At 62.5% G+C, this 24,523-nt stretch carries 9 protein-coding genes and 3 pseudogenes; 5 read left to right on the top strand and 7 right to left on the bottom strand.

The window, feature by feature from the left end; genetic code table 11:
* Positions 1-195: 195 nt before the first annotated feature.
* Positions 196-708, bottom strand: a complete 513-nt coding sequence (locus JWQ89_RS06200) for a MarR family transcriptional regulator (RefSeq protein WP_299639338.1) — start codon at positions 706-708, stop codon at positions 196-198.
* A gap of 99 nt (positions 709-807) precedes the next feature.
* Here JWQ89_RS06200 and JWQ89_RS06195 point away from each other — a divergent pair, with 99 nt between their 5' ends.
* The gene (locus JWQ89_RS06195; protein WP_299639337.1) at positions 808-1,599 is read left to right on the top strand and encodes an SDR family oxidoreductase; all 792 of its coding nucleotides are present in this window, start codon (positions 808-810) and stop codon (positions 1,597-1,599) included.
* A 169-nt stretch (positions 1,600-1,768) separates the two neighbouring features.
* Positions 1,769-1,974, top strand: a pseudogene (locus tag JWQ89_RS06190) (IS5/IS1182 family transposase); the annotation flags it as partial.
* An 826-nt stretch (positions 1,975-2,800) separates the two neighbouring features.
* On the opposite strand, the gene JWQ89_RS06185 reads toward JWQ89_RS06190, so the two are convergent.
* The 4 genes from JWQ89_RS06185 to JWQ89_RS06170 all read right to left on the bottom strand — a co-directional run bounded on the left by JWQ89_RS06185 (position 2,801) and on the right by JWQ89_RS06170 (position 17,593).
* Complete coding sequence (locus tag JWQ89_RS06185; protein ID WP_299639335.1) at positions 2,801-4,156, bottom strand: HlyD family type I secretion periplasmic adaptor subunit; 1,356 nt, start codon at positions 4,154-4,156, stop codon at positions 2,801-2,803.
* A gap of 12 nt (positions 4,157-4,168) precedes the next feature.
* Complete coding sequence (locus JWQ89_RS06180; protein ID WP_299639333.1) at positions 4,169-6,898, bottom strand: cadherin-like domain-containing protein; 2,730 nt, start codon at positions 6,896-6,898, stop codon at positions 4,169-4,171.
* Positions 6,895-8,649: a type I secretion system permease/ATPase gene (locus JWQ89_RS06175; RefSeq protein ID WP_299639332.1), complete on the bottom strand. Its 1,755-nt coding sequence runs from the start codon at positions 8,647-8,649 to the stop codon at positions 6,895-6,897. Before JWQ89_RS06175 ends, JWQ89_RS06180 begins: the two co-directional genes overlap by 4 nt.
* 82 nt (positions 8,650-8,731) lie before the next feature.
* The gene (locus JWQ89_RS06170) at positions 8,732-17,593 is read right to left on the bottom strand and encodes a peroxidase family protein (protein ID WP_299639330.1); all 8,862 of its coding nucleotides are present in this window, start codon (positions 17,591-17,593) and stop codon (positions 8,732-8,734) included.
* Positions 17,594-18,063: 470 nt separating this feature from the next.
* Here JWQ89_RS06170 and JWQ89_RS06165 point away from each other — a divergent pair, with 470 nt between their 5' ends.
* On the top strand, positions 18,064-19,593 hold the full coding sequence (locus JWQ89_RS06165; RefSeq protein WP_299639328.1) for an ATP-binding protein: 1,530 nt from the start codon (positions 18,064-18,066) through the stop codon (positions 19,591-19,593).
* Between the two features lie 210 nt (positions 19,594-19,803).
* Positions 19,804-20,505: a response regulator transcription factor gene (locus JWQ89_RS06160; protein ID WP_299639326.1), complete on the top strand. Its 702-nt coding sequence runs from the start codon at positions 19,804-19,806 to the stop codon at positions 20,503-20,505.
* Here the strand turns inward: JWQ89_RS06160 and JWQ89_RS06155 are convergent.
* Positions 20,414-20,714: pseudogene (locus tag JWQ89_RS06155) on the bottom strand (helix-turn-helix domain-containing protein); the annotation flags it as partial. The gene JWQ89_RS06160 and the pseudogene JWQ89_RS06155 sit on opposite strands and share 92 nt — an antisense overlap.
* Positions 20,715-23,592: 2,878 nt before the next feature.
* Positions 23,593-24,090: a hypothetical protein gene (locus JWQ89_RS06150; protein ID WP_299639324.1), complete on the bottom strand. Its 498-nt coding sequence runs from the start codon at positions 24,088-24,090 to the stop codon at positions 23,593-23,595.
* Between the two features lie 150 nt (positions 24,091-24,240).
* Here JWQ89_RS06150 and JWQ89_RS06145 point away from each other — a divergent pair.
* Positions 24,241-24,435: pseudogene (locus JWQ89_RS06145) on the top strand (hypothetical protein); the annotation flags it as partial.
* Positions 24,436-24,523 lie beyond the last annotated feature (88 nt).

Here is a 24,523-nt window from a genome sequence, read left to right as displayed (position 1 = left end):
AGTCGAGCTATGACGAGCAGTGGTCGATTTTGCGGGACGCGACGCGGTCCCTTACGTCACTATGCGTAAGGCTCACCAGTGACGCCCGGAAAATCCGACCTGAAGCACAAAAAGACTTTTTCACAGTATCGGCGCAAAGCGTTAATAAAGCTTTTTTGCGCCGACCGACTCTTGCCGAAACTAAGCGTTCCAGTGTCATTGCATTGAACCAGCGGGCCGACCGGCCCTATAGGCGTCGAGAAACTTCGTGGATGAGACGCCGTCTGCAAGGGCCCGAAGTTGAGTGGCCGAATCGTGTCCGAGTACCAACTCAGTGCGGCGATTTGCAGTGTTCCACAACTTGACCCCTTCAGCCAAACGCTTTCTGCCGAGCGCTGTTAGCGATGCGTGTTTCGTTCGTTTGTCGTGTACGTCCTGCGCAAGCCTGATCAAGCCGTCGCGCACCAATGGACGCAACGCATAGGTCAGTGACGAGATGCTGAGTGCGAGACGTTCGGCAAGCGCATTCATCGTAGGACCATCAACTCCACCGAGACGATCCGCCTGGAGAAGCAGGGCAACCTGCGTAGCCTTCAGGCCGGTTGGCGCCACAGCCTCGTCATAGAGATGGCCGAGCCGCCGGGCAGCCCGGCGAAGCGCTGTATGCGTGCAGGCGAGCTCGTCCAACTCATAAGCCGACGGAATCTCAGGATTTTTCTCGTGTTTCATGCCCTCAAGATAGTTGGGCACCGTAGCATTGAAAAGGTCCAGCGACCACCTAAATGCTTGTGTGCCCAACAATTGGGTGCCCAAGTATGGAGAAAAGCCATGTCTGCACGAAAAACCGCTGTTATCACAGGGGCGTCATCCGGTATCGGCGCCGTCTACGCCGATCGTTTCGCCAAGCGGGGCTTCGACCTTGTCCTTGTCGCGCGGAGGCTTGATCGCCTCGAGAATTTGGCCGATCAGATCCGGAAAACTCACGGTGTAAGTGTCGAAGCGCTTCAGGCCGACCTCGAAAAGGATGGTGACCTCGCTAAGGTCGAGCGCGTTCTATCAACCAATCCGACAGTCCGAGTCCTGGTGAATAACGCTGGTCTTGCTCGGCTAAAACCGCTTGCACAATCTCTGCTTCAAGATTCGCTCGCGCAGATTGCGCTCAACGTTACGTCTCTGACGCGCCTGACCCACGCCGTTGTGCCGGCCTTCGTGAAGGCGAATGATGGCTTGATCATCAACATTGCCTCGGTGCTCGGCATTCACGCACTGCCTGTTAGCGCTGTCTACAGCGGCACCAAGGGTTTCGTGATGAATTTCACGCGCGGCCTTCAAGAAGAGTTCGCGAACACCGGCATCAGGGTTCAGTTGGTCAACCCGGCCACAACTGCCACCGAGATCTGGGACAACTCCGGGATTCCCCTCTCGGCACTCAACCAGGAAACCGTGATGACGACGGAAAACATGGTTGATGCCGCTTTGTCGGGTCTGGACAACGGCGAGAGGGTCACGTGGCCTTCGGTCGCGGACGCGACTCTCTGGGACAGGTACGACGAAGCGCGCTCGTTACTTTTCGCCGCGACGCAAACCGGCAAGCCAGCTCCCCGTTATAAAATCGCCTGATACGAGAAAAGCAGAGACGCGCGATCTGTTGGCCGGAGCGTCGGCGGCGCGCGTCTCTCAGGGAGTAAATTCAAGATTTCCATGTCCGCTTGTGGCGGATTCTGTTGAAAAACTCCTTGTTGAAGCGGAGCGCGATCGCTGATTCATTGTCGGTATCGGTGGAGGCTGAATCGATGAGGGTCCCCAGCAGACTGATCAGGCGGCTCTTACAAATTCTCGCTTGAGCGCCATGTGCCGGCCTCGCACCTTCTGAGGTCTATCGACCGGTTCGTCGACCTTTCGGGTATTCGGAGCGAGTTGGCACCATTCTACAGCTCGACCGGCCGGCCTTCGATTGATCCTGAGCTGCTCGTGCGGATGCTGCTGGTCGGTTATGGAGCAAGTTATCAGTCGATATGAAACGGCCGCCGGGTGGGAAAGTCCAAATCAACTGTTATTGACGGCCGCAAGAAAATCGTAGGCCCCTCCATGAGGGCCAACGGTCGTTCGTTTCATACGGCCGCTTCTGGCGGATACTGTTGAAAAAGTCGAAAATTGATCGACCTCAAAATTTTCGCCCAAACACGCGTTCAGTCTAATCCATCGTTGGACGCTGCTTCTGCCAACTCTCGATGACCGTGATCGATTTTGCGCGATGCGATGCGGTCCCTCAGGTCACTATGAGCGAGGCCCACCAGCGAGGCTAGGAAATTTCGACCCGGAGCGGAAAGCGACTTTTTCAACAGTATCGGCGCAAAGCTGCCATCCAGTTAGCGAGCTCTAATGTTACAAGCGCAGGGTGCGTTCGGTGGACGCAGTGGTCTGTGAAGATGGCGAGCTGCATTCACAGAATTCACGGCCGTCCACAGCATTGAATCTTCCATAACTGTTGATAGACGCGAGCTGGCAACTTACGCATTCATGGCGGCAGACGCGCGTAACTGAGCGTCACGAACTTAAGAGCGCGAAGCTAGAGCATGACAGAAGCCGGTCCAAATGGAGCTGCCGATGACAATTTTGGCGAAGCGCAACCGTGTTCTCTATTGAATCATTGCGGTCGAGTGAAAAAGCGGCTCTGTTGCACGTGCTATTTCAGATAGGGGCTACCCAAGCCGAGCTCAGGTACGTTTAGCCGGACATAGCACGCATTTGCGATCATCGGTGAAGCGATCTTTAATGCCTGGATGACATAACTCGCTCCTCTGGCTGCCGCTAGGATCCCTCAACGCTCGCGGAAGGCGCGGGTCATCTGGTCGGTGAAGGGCTTGGCCAGATAGGAGGCCGCGGTCCGCTCCTGGGTGGTGATGAACACCTCCGCCGGCATGCCGGGAACGAGCTTCAATCCCTTCAGCTGGACCATGGCGTCCTCGGTCGGGAGCAAATGCACGTAGGCGATGTAGTGCTCCTGGCCGTTGGAGGGGTCGCGGGCCGAGGCCGGCGACACCATCGCCACGGTGCCCCTCAGTTCCGGCGTGGTGGTACGGTTGAAGGCGGTGAGACGGATGCGCGCTGGCAGTCCGGCCCGGACCTGATCGATGTCGGCCGGCGAAACTTTGATCTCGAACTTGAGGTCGGCGTTCTCCGGCACCACGGTGGCGATCTTGGCGGCCGGGGTGATGACGCCGCCCACCGTGTAGGCGAATAGTTCGTTCACGTAGCCCGAGGCCGGTGAGCGGATCTCGGTGCGAGACAGGCGGTCCTCGACGGCGAGCTTGCGCTCCTGCAGTTCGGCGATGCGCGCCTCCACGGTGCGCAGGTCCTTCTGGGCCTCGGTCGAGGCGTTCTGGTCCACGGCGATGATCTGCACGCGGATCTCGCTCGTTCTTACTTTGGCGCGAGCGATGCCAGCCTGGATCTCGCCCTGTTCGCCCATGATGCGCGCGTAGTCGCGCTGGGCGGAGTAGACGCGCTGGTACTCGACAATCTTGTGGTCGAACAGCGATTGCAGCTTCTCGCGCTCGGCGCCGACCAGCCTGATCTCCTCCTCCTTAGCCGCAAGGCGAGCCTTCATGCCCCTGATCTCCTCGCCGGTCTGGCCGATGCTGAGCTCGAGTTGCTCCTTCTGGCTGTCGCGCGCGGTCTTGTTGCCCGTGAACAGCCGGGTCTCGCCGTGAATCACCGCCCCGGCGGTCGAGGGGAACAGCGCGTGCATCTCGGCTGGAAAGTCGGCGGAGAGCAGGTTGTCGCGTTCCGCCACCAAGCGGGCGCGGCGCCCCAGCGCCTCGACCATCTGGGCGCGGACGATCAGATGCTCGGCCTTGATCTGGACGTCGTCGAGCGTCGCCAGCACCTGGCCTTCCCGGACTTGGTCGCCCTGGCGCACCGAAAGGGTCTTGACGATGCCGCCGTCGCGGTGCTGCACCTCCTTGAGGTTTTGGTCGACCTTGACCGTGCCAACGGCGACCACCGCGCCCTCCAGCATTGCCCAGGCCGCCCAGCCGCCGCAACCGGCCACCAGCAGCGCGGTCAGCAACAGGCCGGTCAGGATGCGCGGCCACAGGCGCAACGGCCGTTCGCGGGGCAAGTCCCGGGCGGGGGCCGGCAGCGGCGCGAACTCGGATGCATCGACATGCTTCATAGCTTCTATCCCTCAAGAATGGATGGCGGCGAACTGCAGATGGTGGTGGCCGGCGAGTTCGATCGTCATGATGTCCTCGGCGTGAGTGCCGTTGGCGACGTCGATGGCGGTGTACTGGCGGTCCTCGAGTTCCTCGAAACGGAAGCGCACGGGCCGGTCGTGGCCGCCGCCGTCCCCGTCGAGGTAGATCTGCTCGAACAGGCCGGCGACCTGTTCGACCGCGTCGTCGCCATCCTTGATGGTAATCTCGTAGGTGGCGGCCACGATCCTGTCGCCGACGGTGAAGTCTGTGATCTTCTTCACCACGTTCTGCTCCGAACCGCTGTCGTCGCACTGGAATTCGAAGCGGTCGTTGCCGGCGCCGCCCGTCAGGACTACCGATCCGCTGCCAGCATGAATCACGTCGTCGCCCGAGCCCGCGATGATCTCCTCGAAGCCCTGAATCAGGTCCTCGCCGATCTCGAGTCCTTTCGCGGTGCCGTTGCGCAGGTCGATGGTGACGGTGATGGTGGTTGCCGAATAGTCCAGCGTATCGTGGCCCGAATTGCCATCATAGCGATCGTCGGCGCCGTCCACGGACGCCAGCACGACGTCGTCGCCGCAGCCGCCGTCAACCGTGTCCGATCCGCCTCCGTCTGCGATGGTGTCGTTGCCGGCGTTGCCCGCCAGCACGTCGCCACCCACCCCGCCCGTCAAGGTATCGTCGCCGCGGCCGCCGGCGATCGAGGCCGAGATTGCGCTTGCGGCGATCGTGTCGTTGCCGGCGCCGCCGAGCACGATCTCGAATTCCGCAATCTGGTCGTCGCCGATGTCCGCGCCGAAGGCGCGGCGGGCAGCGAGATCGATGGCGAGGCCTCGGACAGCCATGGAGTAGTCGAGGGTGTCGGTTCCGGCGCCGCCATTGAGGCTGTCGTCCGCGGCATCGGCCGATGCCATGACCACGTCGTTGCCGGCGCCGCCGGCGACGGAATCGGATCCGCCGCCGTCCGCGATGGTGTCGTTGCCGGCGTTGCCGACCAGGGTGTCGTTGCCGCAGCCGCCGGTCACGACGTCGTCGCCGTTTCCGCCGTCGAGCGAGGCGGAGGCCATGCCGGCCGTCAGGGCGTCGTCGCCCTCGCCGCCGACCACGGACTCGATCTCCGAGACCGTGTCGTTGCCGATGTCTTCGCCGTAGGCCTGGCCGGTGGCCAGGTTCACGTCGACGGCACGCGCGGCCGAGGAGTAGTCCAGCGTGTCGATGCCGGTGCCGCCGCTGAAGCTGTCGTTGGCGGCATCGGCCGACGCCAGCAGGCGGTCGGTGCCCGCGCCGCCGACGACGACGTCGGATCCGCCGCCGTCTGAAAGGGTGTCGTTGCCGGCGTCGCCGGCGATGTTGTCGTTGCCGCCGCCGCCGGTCACGATGTCGTCGCCGTCACCGCCGGACAGCCGGTCCGCGCCGTCGCCGCCATCGAGCGTGTCGTTGCCGGTGCCGCCGTCGAGGGTGTCGTCGCCGGCTCCCGCCAGCAGGATGTCGCGGCCCGCTCCGCCGGCGAGCTGGTCGTTGCCGTCCTCGCCCAGCAGCGTGTCGTCGCCGTCCTCGCCGAACAGGCGGTCGTCGCCGGCACCGGCGAACACCACGTCGTTGCCCGCTCCCGCGAACACGATGTCGTTGCCGGCCCCCGCATAGACCACGTCGTTGCCCGCGCCCGCCAGGATGTGGTCGTTGCCGTCGCCGCCCGAGATCCGGTCGTTGCCGCCGCGGGCGTCGATGTTGTCGTCGCCGCCGAGCCCTACGATGGTTTCGGCGCATTGGGTGCCGAGCAGGATGTCGTCGCCCTCGGTCCCGAGGATCGGCGGCGCCTCGACCACGTTGAAGTAGGCCGTCTGCATCACGATGTGGGAGCCGTCGCTGATCGCATAGGTCAGCCTGACCTCGCCAAGCATGCCCGCGGCGCGGTCGAACTCCCAGCCGCCATCCTCGGTCCGGGTCAGCGTGCCGGAGGACGAGGAAATGCCGACTACGGTCAGATTGTCCCCGTCGGCATCGGTGGCGCCGGCGAGCAGCGCCGCGAGCGATATCGCCAGCCCCTGGCAGGCCACGGCGTCGGGCAGATAGACGGCGCCAGAGACGCGGGGCGCGCGGTTGCGGTGGTCCGGTGCCGGTGGGTCGCGCGGGTCGCGTGGATTCGGGTTCGTGCCGTAGCCACCACCGCCGCCGCCGCCGCCGCCGCCGCCACCGCCACCGCCGCCTCCGCCTCCGCCTCCGCCTCCGCCTCCGCCTCCGCCTCCGGCCCCGCCGGGGCTCTCTTGGTGCGGGGGCGGACGGTTGTCGTTGGCGACCTTCGGGCTCTCGCCCGAGCCGGTGTCCACTTTGGGTTTGTCGGTGCGCGCCCTGGCGCTGAAATCGGTTGATCCGCCCGGGGCACGGCCCTCGTCGTTGGGTGCGGAGATCCTGACATGTTCGGGGTGGCCGGACGATTTGGTGGCCACCGGCTGCTCGGGGTCGGGCTCGTCGGCCGCCGCGAGCACGTCCTCCTTGACGGTCTCCCCGTTCTCGCCGGAGCCCTTGGGTTCGCGGACGGCCTCGCGGGCCTCCAGCTTCACGGGCAGGAAGCTTCTGAGGTAGGCGGTGCATGATCCAACGAACAGCAGGAAGAACAGCGGCACGAGACGGCGGCGGCGGCTGTCCTTTTCCTCGTAGTCCTCGCGGCGGGGGGCGGTCTCGGTGGTGGACTGTCGGGTGGCCTGGATGTTGATGGTCATGCCGGCCTCCGCAGCTGGGTCTCGAGAAGCGTGTCGGCCGAGGCCTGCGCGGCGGGCTGCAGGACCGGGGTCATTATGTCCTGCTTCTTGCCGAAGGCGACCATGCGGCCGGCCTGGACGATGGCGACGAGATCGACCGCGACCAGCGCGCTCGGCCGGTGCGCGATCACGATGGCAATGCCGCCGCGGGCGCGGATGCGCTCGATGGCCGCGGTGAGCGCCGCTTCGCCCTCGCCGTCGAGGTTGGAGTTGGGCTCGTCCATCACCACCACGAACGGATTGCCGTAGAGCGCCCGCGCCAGCGCAATGCGCTGCCTTTGTCCGGCGGAGAGCGCGCAGCCCTGCGGCCCCAGCCTGGTCCGGTAGCCTTCCGGCATCTTGACGATCATCTCGTGGACGCCCGCCGCCTTGGCGGCCTCGATCACCTTGCGGTAGTCGGGTTCGGGCTCGAGGCGGCAGATGTTGTCCTCGATGGTGGCGTCCATCAGGGCGACCTCCTGGGGCAGGTAGCCGATGTGCCTGCCGACGTCTTCCTCGCGCCATTGCGTCAGGTCGGCACCGTCGAGCCGGACGCTGCCGCGCAATGTGGGCCAGATTCCGGTCAGCGCCCGCACCAGCGTGGTCTTGCCGCCGGCGCTGGGACCGATGATGCCGAGCGCCTGGCCGGCCTCGATCTCGAAGGCAACCTCGCTCAGCACCACCTGGCCGGATCCCGGGACCGCCACGGTGATCTTCTCCACCGTGAGACGGGCGGCCGGATCGGGCAGCCGCATCGGTTCTTCGGCGCTGACGAGCGCGATCACGGTGTCGCGCAGCCGTTGGTAGGCCATGCGCGCGGCGATGAAGGCCTTCCAATTGCCGATCGCAAGATCGACGGGAGCAAGCGCCCGGGCCGAGGCGACCGAGACCGCGATGATGGCGCCGGCCGAAAGCTCACCCTTGATGGCGAGGTAGGCGCCGAGACCGAGCAGGGCTGACTGCAGCACCATGCGGAGCACGCGCGAGACCGCGGCGAAGCTTCCTGTGATGTCGTTGGCCCGGGTCTGCAGGTCGAGATGCTCGGCATTGGCCTCGTTGAAGCGGCCGACGGCGCGGTCGGCGAAGCCCATCGCCTTGAGGACCTCGGCGTTGCGCGCGTTGCAGTCCGCAATGCCGTTGCGGGTCATCGCCGCCTTGCGCGTGGCCACGATGAGGCGCCGGGTCATGATCTCGCTGACGACGGTGAGCACAACGAGGACCAGGGCGCCGGCGAAGGTCAGCGCGCCCAGCATCGGGTGAAGGAAGTAGATGAAGGCCAGATAGATCGGCATCCAGGGCAGGTCGAACAGCGCCGAGGGGCCCTGGCTGCCGAGGAAGCCGCGCACGGTGTCGACGTCGCGCCCGCGCTCCAGCGCCTCGGATGTGGAGAAGCCGAAGCGCGGCATGTCGATGGCGACGCGGTGCGCCAAGGGGGCGATCTTGCGGTCGATCCGGGCGCCGACCCGCACAAGCACCTGGGAGCGGACGACGTCGAAGGCGCCCTGGAACAGATACAGTCCGATCGCCAACGTCGACAGCACCACCAGGGTCGGAACGCTGCCGCTGGTGAGGGCGCGGTCGTAGATCTGCATCATGTAAACGGAGCCGGTGAGCGCCAGCAGGTTGATCATGCCGGAGATCACGAACAGGAACAGAACGATGCCGCGGAAGCCCTGGGTCAGTTCGGCCAAACGCCGGCGCTTCGCGGGGGTGAGCTCTTTCGATTTGGCCATTTTTTGGGGTGCCGTCTGGTGCGAGGAAAGCGGGTAAGGACTGGAACGGGAGGAGCATCTCCCGTTCCAGCAGAGGTCGCGGCTAGAGCGTGACGTTGGCGCCGAGGGTCTGGTGGCCCGCGATCTCGATCTTGAAGTCGGCGGCGTTGTTGCCGTCGATGTTGCCCTGGACGACGGTGAATTCCTGGCCGCCGTGGGTCTCGTAGGTCACTGCGAGCTGTCCCGCCGCGGTGAAGGCCGCGTCGGACACCAGCGTGAAGCTCTGGTTGCCGTCGCTGGCGTAGTTCGCATCGATGCCGCTGAGGTCGATCCGGTCGCCCGGTTCGAAGCCGACGATGGTGTCGCCCTTCGCCGCTTCTACCGAGTTGAAGCGGAAGGTGTCGTCGCCGAGCCCTCCGTTCATCACGTTGGCGGCGGTGCCGGCGACGATGACGTCGTTGCCGGAGCCGGTGTTGACGTTCTCGATACCCCAGAGGGTGTCGTTGCCGGTCTGGGAACTCGACGCGCTGCCGTTCAGCAGCGGGCCAGAGCCCAGATTGACGGTGGTGGCGGCACTGATCGCCGACATGTCGAGCGTGTCGATGCCGGAACCCCCGGTGCCTTCGTCGCCGAAATAGGCGTCGTTGCCGTCGTTGACCTCGGCCACGATCAGGTCGTCGCCGGCACCGCCGAACACCGTATCGTCGCCGTAACCGGCATCGATCAGGTCGTCGCCCTGATCGCCGAAGATGCGGTCCGCCCCGTCATCGCCGTAGACCATGTCCTCGCCCGCTCCGGCGAACACGTGGTCGTCGCCCGTTCCGGCGAAGATCACATCGCGGCCGCTGCCGCCGCTGACGAAGTCGTCGCCCTCGCCGGCCGAGATCGCGTCGGCCCCGGCATCGCCGATGGCGATGTCGTCTCCGGCCAAGGCAACGATGGTGTCGTCGCCTTGGGTGCCGACCAGCGTGTCGGTCTGCGGGGTTCCGGTCCGGAGCACGCCGTTTGTCGTGGTTTGCTCGTCGCCGATGACGGTCGGTGTCTCCTCGTCGTTGCAGTCGTCGTGCGACCCGTTCTCGTTCTCGTCGTCGTCCTCGTCGCCAGGCTGATCCCCGTTGGTCACGAACTGGGGCGGCACGACGCCGGTGAAGGTGACCGAATGAGTCCCGTTCGAGATGGTCCGGGTGCCGTTCGGGTTCTCGGCCAGGTGGTAGGTCGAGAGATCCGTCCCTTCCGGGAGCTCGATCACGTCCTCGGCCTGCAAGGCGCCGATGATGGTGTCGTTGCCGCCGTTGGACTTGAACACGATGCGATGGGCCGAAGTCAGTGCCGAGATGTCGATCGTGTCATTACCCAAGTCGCCATCGATCGTGATGGTGTTGAGGCGCAGGCTGGTCGGCGTGAAGTCGCCGACGACAGTGAATGTGTCGCCCGGTCCCGCGCCGACCGGCGTAGTGGTCGGCGTCCCGTTGGGCTCGACGCTGTTGATGCGGATTTCCTCGATCTCGCTCAGTTCCGCGATCACATTGCCAAAGCCGGTGCCGTTGCGGGTGATGACGATCTCCGGAGTCCGCCCGCCGAAGCTGGCGAGGTCGTTGCCGGCGACGGCATCCCAGGCGGCCAGCGTGTAGATGGTGAAGGCCTCGCTGGAGGTGTTGCCGTTGATGACGAAGGTGTCGCCCGCGTTGCCTTCGGTGCCGCCGTTGACGATGTCGCGGCCATCGGTCGGAGCCGCCGCATTGGCATTCCAGATAATCGTGTCGTCTCCGGCTCCGCCGTTGACCGTGTCCGCCCCCGCGTTGAGGCCAGGCACCGTGAAGTTGACGGCAAGATTGTCGATGTTGACGCTATCGCCGTTTTCCAGGCTGGATGCCACGAAGCGAATAGCGGCGTTGGCCGTGAACGCTCCTGCGCCGAACAGGCTCAGGTTGATGTTACGGGCGGCGGCGTTGGTCGTATCGTTGATGGTGTCGATCTGAACGAAGGTCGACCCGTCACGGGAGAAGAACACCCCGATCGAGTCGTCGCCCGCGTCCAGGCCGGTTTCGGCGATGGAGTAGCTCAGGGCTGCAGCCGTCGCGCCGGCGAGGTTGATGCCGCGCTGGATCTGCGCACCATCGAAGCCTGCGCCTGCTCCGCCGAAGAACTGCAGCACGTTGTTGCCGTTGTCGATGCGGATCTGGCCCGCCGTGATGGCCCCGCTGTCGCCGGTCTCGATCCAGGACGAGGTCCAGGGTACCGAGCCCGTGCTGTTGTTCAGCGCAGCGTTGTTGAAGTCGTCGACATAGGTGCCGTTGTTGCTGCCGGCACCGCCGCTCAGCGTATCGTTGCCGTCGTCGCCGTTGAGGGTGTCGGTGCCCTCGCCGCCGATGATGACGTCGTCGCCGGCGCCTCCGCTCAGCGTGTCGTTGCCGCCCTGGCCGTCGATGAGGTTGGCCGCGCCGTTGCCGGTGATGATGTCGGCGTTGGCGGTCGGGGTGCCGAAGGTTGCCGGGGCAGCCGCCGCCAGGACGTAGTCGGTCGCCTCGATGGCGCCGACCGTGGTGTTGGCGACCCGGATCGTGCCGATCGTCGCCAGGGAAGCGTCCCTGACGGTGAGCACCGCAGTGGTGCCGTCCTGGCTTTCGAGAACCCGGGTTGCAAGGTTGGCGGCGGTGATCCCGAGGGCGCTGAGGTTGATCAGGTCTTGGGTTGCCGCGGTTCCCCCCGTCGCGTCGAAGCCGATGATGGTGTCGGTTCCGATGTCGGCGCTGTTGTAGAGGATGACGTCGTTGCCGTCGGTGACGGTGATCGCATCGTTGCCGGCTCCGCCGATGATGGTATCGTTGCCGGGACCGCCGTTCAGCGTGTCGTCGCCGGTGCCGCTGTCGATCAGGTCGGTGCCGTTGCCGGCATTGATGGTGTCGTTGCCGCCACCGCCGAAGATCTGGTTGTTGGCGGCGTTGCCGGTGATAACGTTGGCGAGCGCGTTGCCGGTGCCGTTGATGGCGTCGCCGCCGGTCAGCGTCAGGTTCTCAAGTTCCGCACCGAGGGTGTAGGAGATCGAGGATTGGACCGTGTCGGTGCCTCCGAGGGCCAGTTCGGTCGCCACGTCGCCGGCGTCGTCGACGACGTAGGTGTCATTGTCGAGGCCGCCGACCATGATATCGGCTCCGGCACCGCCGTTGAGGGTGTCAGCCCCGATCCCGCCGTTCAGCGTATCGACGTCGTCGCCGCCGTTCAGGATGTCGGCGCCGTCGCCGCCGTTGAGGGCGTCGTTGCCGAGTCCGCCGTTGAGAGTGTCGTTACCGAGCCCGCCGGTGAGGGTATCGGCCAGGTCGCCGCCAGTGATGACGTTGTTCAAGGCATTGCCGGTGCCGACGAACTGGTTGGCATCGACGCCCCGGTAGGCCAGGTTCTCTACGTTGGCCATGTTCTCGATCGAGAGAGCGGCCAGGAAGGTTTCGACGGTGTCGGTGCCCTCACCTATCGCCTCGAGCGCGACGTCGAGCAGGTCGTCGACGCCGTAGGTGTCGTCGCCGGCACCGCCGACCATGGTGTCGGCGCCGATGGCGCCCTCGAAATCGTCGCCCGCAGCGTTGAGCCGGGAGTCGAGATCGTCGCTGCCGCTGCCGCCGACCAGGAGGTCGTCGCCGAGCCCGCCAACGAGGTCGTTGTTGCCGGAACCACCGAAGATCAGGTCGTTGCCGCTACCGCCGACGATCTCGTCGGAGGTAGTGTTTTCGCCGGCGATGAAGTTGTTGGCGAGCGAGGCCGTCAGGTCAATGACACGGTCGTTGTTCGGATCCAGGCGGCTGATCAGGTAGTCGTCGGTTCCGAGCGCGTAGCCGGCGAAGGTGGCGCCGTTGAAGTTGATGCGTTCGATGCCGGTCTCGGGATTGGCCCCCGTGAAGTGCCCGGCCACCGTGATGGTCTGCTGGGTACCGGCGGGCAGGGCGTAGTTGATCACCAGGTCGCCGGTCTGGGTGCCGGTGCTGCTGTCGATGGCGCTGAGGGAGGTGATGGTCAGGATCGGCAGGCCGGTCACCGGGTCGATTCCGGTGCTCGGCGCAAGGATCGAGATCCGATCGGCGGTTCCGCCGCTGGTGGCGGAGACGCTTTCGTTGATGACGTCGTTACCGTCGCCGAGGCCGAACGCGTAGGTGTCGTTGCCGAGGCCGCCGTTCAACGTCTCGGCGGAAGCATACACGATCTGGAGATTGTCGACCTCGACATTCTCGGTCGTGCCGTCGATGCCCGTGACTTCGAAGCGAATGCGCGCCGTCGTCGAGAACGGCCCGCTGACGACGTGGTTGCCGCTGCCGTTGTCGTCGGCGTCGATCGTGTTGAGCAAGGTGTAATTCACGCCATCGGCCGCGAACAGCACCCGTACCTGCTCGGTGCCATCAAGGCCGTCGGCGTCGAAGTCGTAGGTGATGGTCGCCGTGTTCGCGCTGGAGAGATCGAACGCCCGGGTGATCTCGGCGCCGTTCATCCCGGCCCCGCCGTGGAAGCGGAGAAGATTGCTGTTACCGTCGTCGATGCGGACCTGGTTGGTCGCTCCGGCGCCGTCGTTGGATTCCACCCACGCCGCGTTGATCGTGGTGAAGGGGTCCGCGAAGGTGCCGCCGGTGGCCGGGCCGTTCGGTCCGCCCACCAGGATGTCGTTGCCCGCGCCGCCGTTGAGCACGTCGTTGCCGGCCAGGCCGAGCATCAGGTCGTCCCCCGCCGTGCCGTTGAGCACATCGTTGTTCGGGGTCCCGACGATGATCCCGAGAGTGCCGTCGGTGAACTGCAACCTTTCGATGTTGCGCAGCAGGTCCGTCCCATCGAGCGGAGCCAGGCCGCCGGTGTTGGCGACCACGAGCGCGCCGTCGGCGCGGGCCGAGAACGAATATTCGGCGCGCAAGCCCGAGTAGGCCGCGGTATCGACGTCCGGCGTCGCGTCGCCGGTTGAGACGATGTCGCGGACAATCTTGAGCTGGCCGGGATTGATAGTGCCTGCGAACACCCCCTGAACCAGGGTGGTCATGCTGTCGTGATAGGACAGCACGGTGGTGCCGGTCGGGCCATTCTCGTCGAAGGTTGACATCACTGCGATGCGCACCCGCAGCCATTTGTCACCGTCGATGATGTCGTCGCCGCCGCGGCCTTCGATGAGGTCGCTGCCGTCGCCGCCGAGCAGGATGTTGCCGCCGACGAAGCGGCCCTGGGCATCGAACGAGTCCGGTCCGGCACCCGCCAGCAGAGCCGGCAGGCCGGCGATGAGGGCGAGACCTTCGGCGTCGAGCGCGCTGCCGCGGAATCCTTCCGTCGGCATGTCGGCCGCGGTCACGTCCGAACCGCGGATGACGTCGTTGCGGGTCGAGCCGGAAGCGCCTTCGACCTGGGTGAAGCTGTCGAGCGCGGCGTCGGCCGGAAGCACAGGGATGCCGGGCAGGATCTGGGTGGCGAGGTCGACGTTGACCGCGAAATTCGAGTTGGCGTAGGTCGTCCAGTCGAACCCGGACATGCCGTCGAACTTGCCGCGGCCGAGGCTTCCGAACCAGATATCGTCGCCGCCTTCGCCGATGAACTCGTCGAACCCGCCATCGCCATGGAACACGTCGTGTCCCTTGACCGCATCCTGCTGGAACTGGTCGTCGAAGTTGTCGCCGATGGCACCGGTCCAGGCGCCGATCTCGATCCAGTCGTCACCCTCTCCGCCCATCGTCTGTTCGGTGGTCTTGCTGCCGTAGACGAAGTCGTTGCCGACGCCGCCGAACGCTTCGTCCAGACCGTCCGCTCCTAGCACGATGAAGTCCTGGCCTTCGTCCGCGACGACCAGATCGACGCCCTGGCCCGCGTTGACCGCGTCATGCCCGCGTCCGGTGCGCATGATGTCGTCGCCGAACAGGTCGGTGATGATATCGTCGCCGTCGCCGCCGATGTACTGGTCGTTGCCGGCGCCACCTTCCATTCGGTCGTTGCCGCCGTCACCGTAGAGGGTGTCGTCGCCCTCGCTCGCAATGAGGGTGTCGGCCTGGTCGGTGCCGCCCAACAGGACGTGGTCGGCGCCGGTGTAGCGCAGGTAGTTGGCTTCGACTCCGACGGTCGCCGGGTTGTCGCGCAGCACCAGTGCGGTGAGGATGCTGCCGCCGACCGGATCGGCGCCGTCAAGGCCCGGGTTCCACTGCTTGGTCTGGTCGACCTCGAGGATCAGGCCGGGCGTGGAGAACACGTCCGAGGGCAGATGGCCAGCGTCGGCATTGAGGCCGATCACCTTGGCGAAGGTGTTGTTCTCCATTTCGGACAGCAGATGCAGTCCGTCGAGACGCTGCAGATAGTAGAAGCGGTCGCCGTCCTGCAGCTTCTCGAGCTGGACCTCGAACACGAAGTTGAAGGTCGAGCCCAGCATGCCGCCGAAGGGCATGACCTTTTCGGCGAGGCCGCCGATCCAGAGATCGACGTTGTCGAGCCCGCCGAGCGCGCCGCCGCCGTAGACGCCGGTGGCGTTGAGGAAGGCCACGCGGTCGGCGTGGAAGGCGGCCAGTGCCGTCGGGTCGGTGGGAACGATGGTGTCGCCGAAGCTGGTGCCGAAGATCAGCGCCATGGCGGCGTCGCGCTTGCCTTCGATGGTGGTCTCGGCGGTGATCAGCGCGTGCGTGCCATAGGCGGCGACGAAGTTGATGATCGAGGCTTCGTTCTTGAGATGGCTTGCGAACTCCACCCAGCTAGCATAGGGCCGCAGTTCCTCGGCGTGGCTTGAGGCCTCGAAGAAGTCGCGGCGCGCGACGTTCAGCGAGGGCACGCCGGCATCGCGACCGCGGGCCAGGTTGATGGTGGCCAGATCGAGCGGCAGCCCGAGCAGGTTGTTGCGCAGGGCGCTGGTGACGAATTCGTCGATCTCGTTGCCGACCTGTCGCGTCATGCCGCGGATGATGTTGCCGGCGGCGACGCTATCGGCCACGGTGTGGCCGGCGTCGAACTCGATCGGATTGAGGAAGGCCTCGATCAGCCCGATCTGATCGTTCGTGAAGGTCGGATCGAGCCGGTCGATGGTCTCGGTCAGCATCGAGTGGCCGAAGCGGTACACAACGTGGGCGAACTCGGCGACGATGCTGGGATTGATGTCGGCGTGGTAGCCGTCCGGCACCACGAAGAAGTCGATGTTGGGCTGCACCTTGCGGGCGAAGTCCTCGAACACGAGATGCTGATACTGCATCTCGGTGCCGAACTTGGCGGCCTGGAACAGGCGCTCGCCGTCCCACACGAGGGTGGCGAGCTGGGCCGGCGTCGGCAGAGCGGCGAGATCGACTTCGAGCCATTCGTTGATGAAGGCCAGGTCGTTCGAGGCCAGCACGATCTCCTTGGTGTGCTCGACCAGCCGGTTGTGCTCGGAGTGGAAGATGTGGTGGACGGCGGTCAGGCCGATGTTCTCGTTGGCGCGGCCGTCGCCGGCGATGAAATGGGCGTCCAGCAACTCGTTGTCGTACACCGCCAGCCCGTTGCCCGGGTTGGCGAGGCCAATTTCGATGTCGCCGTCGGCGAGGCCATTCGGCACCGCGTCGTGGGCGATATCGGCCAGGAATGCCGCATTGATGCGGAGCGCCGTGGCGACGCCGACCGGAGCTGCCGAGGTGCCGGAGATGACGATGTCGTCCGCCGTGTTCGGAATGCCGTCGGCTCCGATGCCGGTGATGATCTGCGCGAAACCCTGGGCATTGGGAATGAAGTTGCCGTACTGGTCGGTGCGGAGCAGCGGAACTGCGCCGACATCCTGGTCGGTCAGCAGGATACCGAGCATCCTGGCCTGTTCCTTAACCTCGCCCCAGGTGGCCATGCCGCCTGGCTGGTCGCCGCCGCCCTCGATCAGCTTGCCGGTGGCGTGCGGGACGCCATTGGCGTCGAGCGCATACTGGCGCAGGAACACCTGGTGGGAGGCGTGCGACGTATAGGTCTGGTTCTGGTCGACGAACGGAGTCGTGGTGTTGACGGGACGCACGTCGTCCGCGGTGCCCATGAGGCCATCGGCGCCCGGGGAAACGGTGGCACGGGTCAGCACCATGAAATTGGTCTGGCTACCCGGCACGTACAACGGATCGTCCGGCAGAAGCGGTACGAACACGGTGCCGCTGCCGCCCTTGTTGACGAGATCCAGGCCGTGATCGAAAAACTGGCCGAACAGCGTGAACCAGGAGTTGAAGGGGGCCGAAAGCCCGACGTCTGGGGAGACGTTGGTGATCTGGACGTTGTCGCCGTCCATCGTGAGGCCGTACGGCTCGAGAGCCGCATCGCGGACCACGCGGGCGGCTTCCAGATCGGCGAGCATGAGGGCGTGCGCCGAGGTCGCGGTGGCCAGGGCGTCGAGCGCCGCCTGTTCGGCGGGGCTGGGAGCCGTGGCGGGGTCGCCGTCGCTGAGCGCGTTTGCGGCGGTCTTGGCGTTCTGCATCAACACCCGGGACTGATACTCGGAGTCGGACGCGGGCTTGAAGGCGTTGTAGATGTCCTGCACCAGGGCGACGTTGGCCAAGGTGGCCTCGGCGACCCCGCCGATTTCCAGACCCTTCAGGATCGCGGCCGGATTGGCGAGCGTCTGGTCGACGATCAGGTTGGAAATGGTGCGCAGGCTCGAATCGAACACCATCGAGCCGGGGTTGTTTGAGGGCGCATACGACGTCGGTACGGCGGGCGCGCCCGGCGGCAGGAAATTCGCCGGCACGTTTTCTCCGGGCCGGAAGGTCGGATCGAGCAGTTCAGGGAACTGCATGTCCGCAGCGCCCCACTTTTCCTGGCCCTGCAGCAGGTTGTTGTACTGCCCGTCGACGGTGCGCAGGCCGATGCTGAGGGTATAGGTCGGAACGGAACCGGCCTGTCCAGCTGCGCCCACGCCGTAGAGCGGAGCCGCATTCGGATCCAGCGGGTTGGCGGTGTAGGCGGCGTGCTTCTCCGCGACCTTGATCTGCGCGAGAATGAAATCCAGATCGCTTCTGATATAGGCAACCATGACGCCCTCATCTGTTGTTGCACCCGACCGCAATGGCGATCGGGTTGTTAAAACTAATGTCGATCACAAGGTTGGAATTGATGGGCGGGTCCGCATCGACGCCCTCTCCCCGGAAGTCGTCGCTGCCTTGGCCAGCAAGACGAACTCAAGATCACCTTTGATAATGGTCTCGTGGTCATCACAACTTCCCCCGCTCAATCGCGCTTCGCCGCTATTGTGATGCCGACCGTGGCTCACGCTGCATCGAGGCCCGCTCTATGATGCCATCTGAGATCTATCGAAGCGCGCGGATAAGGGTACAAGGTCCCGAGAAGTGCGAGGCACAAGGTCCCCCGATGAGCGAGGGACAAGGTCCCGCAAACACTCGGGACTAAAGTCCCGAGACATCGTCAGGCAGACGTGCTCTCTTTGATCGACTATGATCGGTCTCATTAGCGTTAATGGCCGTATAGATCAGTCGGATGTACTTCATGCCGCTGGACGTGCTACACATAGGTTCATATTGCTCGGCGATGGATTTTTACGAAGAGCGCTTGTCAGGCGGCCGCGGAAGTTCAAACGCTGATCGTCGCTTTTGGCAAGGATACACGACTATGACTTGGTCGTTTGTTAAGACCGGCCTCAAGACTCCTTCGTTCGGACTTACTCACCAATTTGTCGTAGCTGCCGCGATAACGATAGCGGTCTCGATGGGACTGCTCGCGTTCGCCATCTCGGAACGCATCGAAGCAAGCATGATGCAGACGGCCGCCGAGGAAGGCGCCCTCTTCACCGAAGTCTTCCTCGGTCCATCAGCGCAAGAACTTGCCACTTCCCGCAGCCTGTCTCCCGAGAGTGTGGAAAAGCTCGATGACCTCCTCGCTGGAAAGCTGGGCGAGCGCGTAAAAATGATCAAGATCTGGTTGCCGGACGCCACGCTTGTGTACTCGACCAATAAGGAAGCCGTCGGCGAGAGATTTCCCTCGCATCACATCGCCTCAGCCGCCGAAGGCAAGGTAACCGGCGAGTTCGATTTTCTGGACGCCGTCGAGAATGCCACCGAGAGGCGCTTGCATCTTCCCCTCGTCGAAATCTATGCACCGCTATTCCGCGAAGGAACAACGAGGATCATCGCCGTCGGCGAGGTCTATACTGACGGCAGAAGACTTGCGGGCGATCTGGCTTCGATTCGTCTCATATCGATCGGGATCGTTGGTGCGGTCACCGCTCCGATGATGTTGATACTGTTCCTGATGGTTCGCCGCACCGCGAACCTGGTCACCGAGTACCAGTCAACCCTTATGAGAAGTGTTGTCGAAGCGAAGGCACTCGCCGCGCAGAACTACCGGTTGCGTCGCGTGGCAGATGATGCCCGTCTGGAGGCAGCGAACTCCAACGAGAATCTGCTTGCCCGGATTGGACAGGACTTGCATGACGGCCCGATCCAACTCGTGAGCCTCTTGGTGCTTAAGCTGACCGACCCGGCCAGCAAGAAGCGGGCCTACACCTGTGGCGGTCCATACGATACCGGCACCGAAGCCTTGACTGCACGGATACTAGACGAGCTCCGCCAAATCTCGACCGGTCTTGTGCTGCCGCAGCTGGAGGGCTTGACGCCCAATGAAATACTGCGCCTGGCCGTGCAAAACCACGAGGATGCGACGGGGTCGAATGTCCGCCATCAAATTGATGAGCTGCCCGCAGACCTGGCGCCGCCTCTAACAATCTGCCTTTACAGGATCGTGCAGGAAGGACTGAACAATGCTTTCCATCACGGCAAAGCTGTAGAACAGCGCGTCGAGGTTTGGGCGGATACAGAATTCGTCGTCATCACGGTGAGCGATGGCGGCCCGGGACTTGTCGAAAGCAATCCCGCGAACCCACGCAGCAGAACCGGACTTGGCATCGCGGGTTTGCGCAACCGTGTCGAAGCCCTAAAAGGCACCTTTGAAATGATATCGCACTGCGGCATAGGGACTCAAATTCGAGCTAAGCTTCCCGTCACCCGAACAGGAAACTAGATTTGCGATCGATCGGCGCCTAAGCTTCATCCGCCCTCGTTTTCTCTAACGTACACTGCAAGGCTGGGATCATTCGCTGACACGCTTCCTACAGTTAATGATGTATTAGCATTGATGTTTACATTTTCCTTTTTATTGAGCTAAGTTTGCTGCCATTCTCTCGACTTGCTAGCGCAATTTTTTTTGTAGCGTTGCATTGCAGGGGGCCATATGCGTACAATTTCCATTGGTTTGGTAGATGACCACCCGTTATTGATTGAAGGTATCGTTGCGCTATTGTCGCGCGCTCAAGGTCTCGAAATATTGTCGACGGGTTCGACAGCGAAAGACATCATCGACATTTCATTGCGGTTCCGTCCAGACATCATCATCGTCGATCTGAGTATGGCGGGGGATGTCTACGAGGCAATTTCGACGTCCATCAAGATCTCGCCGAACACAAAGGTAGTCGCGTTCACTGCTGCTACCGGCGTCGACTCGGCAATCCGAGCACTGGATGCTGGCGCAACCGGATATGTCCTGAAAGGCAGCAGCGCGAAAGAACTCCTTCAGGCGATTGAAGCGGTTCGGCATGGCGAGACGTACATTACACAGAGCTTTGCAAGCCAGGTCATCGCAGGATTGCGAAACGCATCGCTGCGGCGAGTGGCAGCCGAAGCCGTCAGATTGAGCATTCGCGAAGATCAGATCGTTCGGCTCTTGTTGCGCGGCTTCACCAATAAAGCGATCGCCGCCTCGCTAAAGATCAGTGAGAAAACGGTCAAAAATTACATGACGATCCTAATGCAAAAACTTAACGCTCGTAACCGCCTCGAAGTTGTCATTGCTGCACAAGCGCTGACCGATCGTGAGGCAGACGACCCATTCGGAGATGCACGTTCGCAACCGCGTCAGCCCTCCCATTGGAGCTGATGAGGCCCAGCTTGCGCAACTTGTTCGTGAAACGACTGATTCGTGATCGCGTAGTGCCGATCATCACTGCCAGAGTTTTTTGATTTATAATCGAGCTGATCGGTTGCGGTTGCCTTCCCGGCCGAAATTGGCAAGCAACAAAAGCAGCCGAGTAAGCCGTCGCTCGCTCAATGGAAAGGCTGGTCGATAAGGTCTTCCTCTCTTCGGCTGGGGGCTCGCTCGGGGGCTGAAACGAGAATAGGCGCTCGGACGCCGATCTGGCAGCCGCAACGACGAACCCGTCCGCTTAAAGTGTCGGGCGCTGTGGGCGGTCGAACGGGAGCCACCTGGCCGAAGGCGGCCGTAGGACCGCCCTGGGCCGTCGCAAGGGCGGCCGAACGGGGGCGCAGCGCAGCCGGAGCCCTGACCTTGCAAGGGGCCTGCGCCCTCCGTGGGGCCTTCGACCGGCGCGCAGGGTACCCTGATCGTGGCGGCCGGATGAGAACCATATTTCCGAAAAGGTGGCCCAAATGGGGACCACCCGCCGCGCCGAATAGCGATGGTCTTTGGTGAACGCTTATCTACCGCCAGGCACACTGATTTACGCGGAGAAGGTTCGACCCCAGCTCCTCTCCCTCCGCCATTGCATCGAAATTATATAGCTATACCATCTATATAGGTTCCGAACTGAAGAATAACCTACATCGCGCCCCACATTTTTGTATTGGTTGGGGGCGAATGCTGTCCTTTGATGGACCCGCCTCCTACTCCATATCCCCCAAAGTGAGCAAGCGGACGAATTGCCATAGACGAGCGAGGTATCATAATGTTCGGTCTAAAATCGCGCGCTTACGGGCGCGGTCCTGCCGTAGATCTCGTGAGCGTTGATGGTGCAACCCGGAGCCAGCGCTTGGCCTCCAGCCGATTACTTTGGATTTGGATAGATGCGAACGGCCAAAAGTTCGGCATCGGTCGCCCTTATCGCGACAAAGACCCGCCGCGCGCCGCTCCGGTCGACGGCAAAGAATATGCCGATCATCATCGTCCTAATCTGAAGAATCCCTCAGCCGATTCAGGGGCCAAAGCCGTGTACGAGCTGGCCGTGCGCGATACTCGCAGGTCACCGTAATGATGCAACGCAACGGCACCGCCTGCGTTTGGCTGAGATCGAGCCAAACCCGCCGCGAGTGCTGCCCGGCACGAGCTATGTTCGCTGATCAATCTGGTGAGGTCGATGTTGCCGAGACATTGTATCCAATACGTCGCTGTGACCCGCAAGAAGAGTTGACGGCTGACACATATAGACTTTTCTGCCGAGTGGTCAAAACAGGACGGCGGCCGCGCCGATCTTGTGATGGAATAGGCGTTGGTGTTTCCGGGGTAAACTTCGTAGCCCGCCTCCCACAACCCCAGCAGGGCTGCGTGGAGCCGCGTCATCAAACGGTGACGCGGCTTCTCTGTAGCGAAATGGATGTGAGCTTACAAAGTGAGGTACCGATTTTCACAATTCGACGGAGGAACAAGAGGCTATTCGTATCGTGTAGCGACCATTTGAAAGAAAGCTGAACCGTCGAAATATATCCAACGAGCCAAGGGTATGTACGTTTCACCATCGGGCAATCCTTCGGACGCTCGGCTTGCAAATGCCTCTGATAGACGAGTTTTGAATTAAGTCGCGTCTTGGCTTTCCCAAAGGACAAGACGACCTATGGACGTGCGCGACGGATCGTCGCCACGAAAGCGCAGGTGTATAGAACGAACTGTCCAGTCGTAGCGATCTCAAAGGGACTGCCAACGTGTTGGGTACTTCAGCTACAACAGGCGCCATTCGACATCAGCGACACCATTCACTTGCCAGACTACGTGGCACGACCAACAGGTGTGAAAATTGTCGAAGCTCAACTCAAAATCGACAGGGAGACAGGAAAACTCGGAGGAATTGAAACTGACGCACGCATTCTGAGCATCAAAATTATTGACGACGCAATCATGACAAGCGTCGGCCTCTTTCGATAGCCACTTTGCGGGGCGAATGATTCTTGTTCGTTCGCTTCGATGTAAAAACATGTCGGCCTCCAACTGCAATTGTCAGGACCATCAATGCTGCAATGTTGCTTCAGATCTGCTGCGCAATTCCTAAGCCGTGCAGAAATTTAGCGAGATAAACATTTACCCAATGGTAACCGTTATCCTTCGCCGCTAGGCTGTTAGCAAGCGATCCCTCCACCTCTGGACGCCTCGCGACCGCGCCTTCCAAAGATCAACTTGACGCTTCCCTAGCGTCTTTGATGCAGGATGCGTCGGACGGCAGGCTGTTTCATATGTTGCGACGGAAGTAGCCCTCGTGAATTATGTCGACTAGCCGACATTGCCAGTTCATACTCTGTAGATCACCGTTCCATCCGTGGCCTTCTTCACCCGGTGACTGAGAGCGCTTCATGCTCCCACCCAATAGGGGGGGCATCAGATGCCCAAATCTCAACTTACCTCGTGTTGCTCATCACCCTCACTGATCGACCGTCCGGCATGCCCCAAGTGCGCAGTCAGGATGAGCTTCGTGCGCGCCAGATCGGGGACAAATGGCTTCGACCTGCTATATTTCGAATGCTCCAAGTGCGTGCAGGTGCTCACCCTGTCTGTTAGCAACGATCCTATCAGATCAAATGCAGCGCGATGGGTAGAGAGCGCCAACCTCACCCCACCACGATGAACGTCATGAAGGCCATACTTCACGCTATACCAGCGAGGGCACGAGCTGCCTAAGCAGTTCTCATTGCTTGGTTAGGTCGTCCAGTTCTCGCCTTCGTCGAAGCGCGTCAACCGCTTGGGAACTATTGCGCTTCGGTCTGAAAAAATCTTCAAATGCGAGTCCGTCGAAACGAAGTGCCCTCCGTGCCGGGGACCGGTGGCGGCGATTGTGCTTTTCTCTCTGTCGCAGTTATTAGAGCGGGGACGCTGATTGACCGGCCAGACAGCAGTCTGCCAATGGTCTCTCGGCGCGTGCGGTGCTCCTAGGTGCAGTTAATGGGAGAGGTTATGGTAACGTTGTTGAGCCGCAGGTTAGCAGGCCTTGAGATCGAAACCTGTGCTTCAACTTCACTGCTTTATTCACGTGACACAGTGGGTCTTCAATTTCAACGCGACTAATATTCCGTCTAAGCCGTAGTTTGCATGCGCGCAGACCCTTTGCGTTGGTACCGCGCGGTGCCGAGCAAACTCGTGTTTTTTACTCTTAGCCGCATTTTTAAGCTTGGCAGTGTTGGTCGGTTTCTTTTGCTTGGCGTACAGGCGTGAGGCCTGCTTGCTCAGTTCTGTTGTGTTGGTAGGCGGACTGCTCACTTCTGCCGGGGAAGGATCATCGACAGGTGTAGGGCCAATGACAGGTGTAGGGTCGGGAGGCGCATCGTGATCCACAATGGCTTCTTGCACATAGGCTACGCTTAATTTGTCAGTCTTCGTCAAGGTATCGACAGCCTGCAGTGACGCCACTGCGGACGAGGCAACAGGCAGTTCGGCGACCGAAGCGGATTTGCCAGTGCTGGCTTTCGTCGCAATCAACACACCGCCGCAAATTAGCGCTAAAATCGTTATCCAGACTAACCGCATGGCCAATCCCACATTGTCTAGGACAAATTGAGCTAAGTCAGGCTTTGTCTTGATTGCGGCACGAGCGGGGCGACAGGGGGGCGCTCTATAGGAAGTCCCGTTAACGTAACCAAGCTGTAAACCGAAGCGGAATGCAAAGGCCTGTGACTATTTCCGTGGCTGGAAATCGAATGCTCTCGCTGCAAAACGCCAAGTTCTGTGGACCTCTGCGCACTTCGCCGCTCGGTCACCACTTTCATCCACGACCTGAGCAGGCGATTGCGCTGCAGGAAATGCGAGCACGCCGGAAACCGGCCCTCAGCCTCTCTGAACCGCCCCGGTTTTGCCGGAGGCCATTTGGTTTAAGTTACGCCGCCATGGCCGGATTTTCCAGCATGGCGTAGTAGCGTTGCTCGGCTTCGGCCGGCGGGATGTTGCCGATGGGCTCCAGGAG

It is taken from the genome of Devosia sp. (assembly GCF_028290645.1).
In the GTDB taxonomy this organism is placed as follows: domain Bacteria; phylum Pseudomonadota; class Alphaproteobacteria; order Rhizobiales; family Devosiaceae; genus Devosia_A.
The sequence above is the reverse complement of the archived record's forward strand: the minus strand, read 5'-3'. Positions and strand labels throughout refer to the sequence as shown.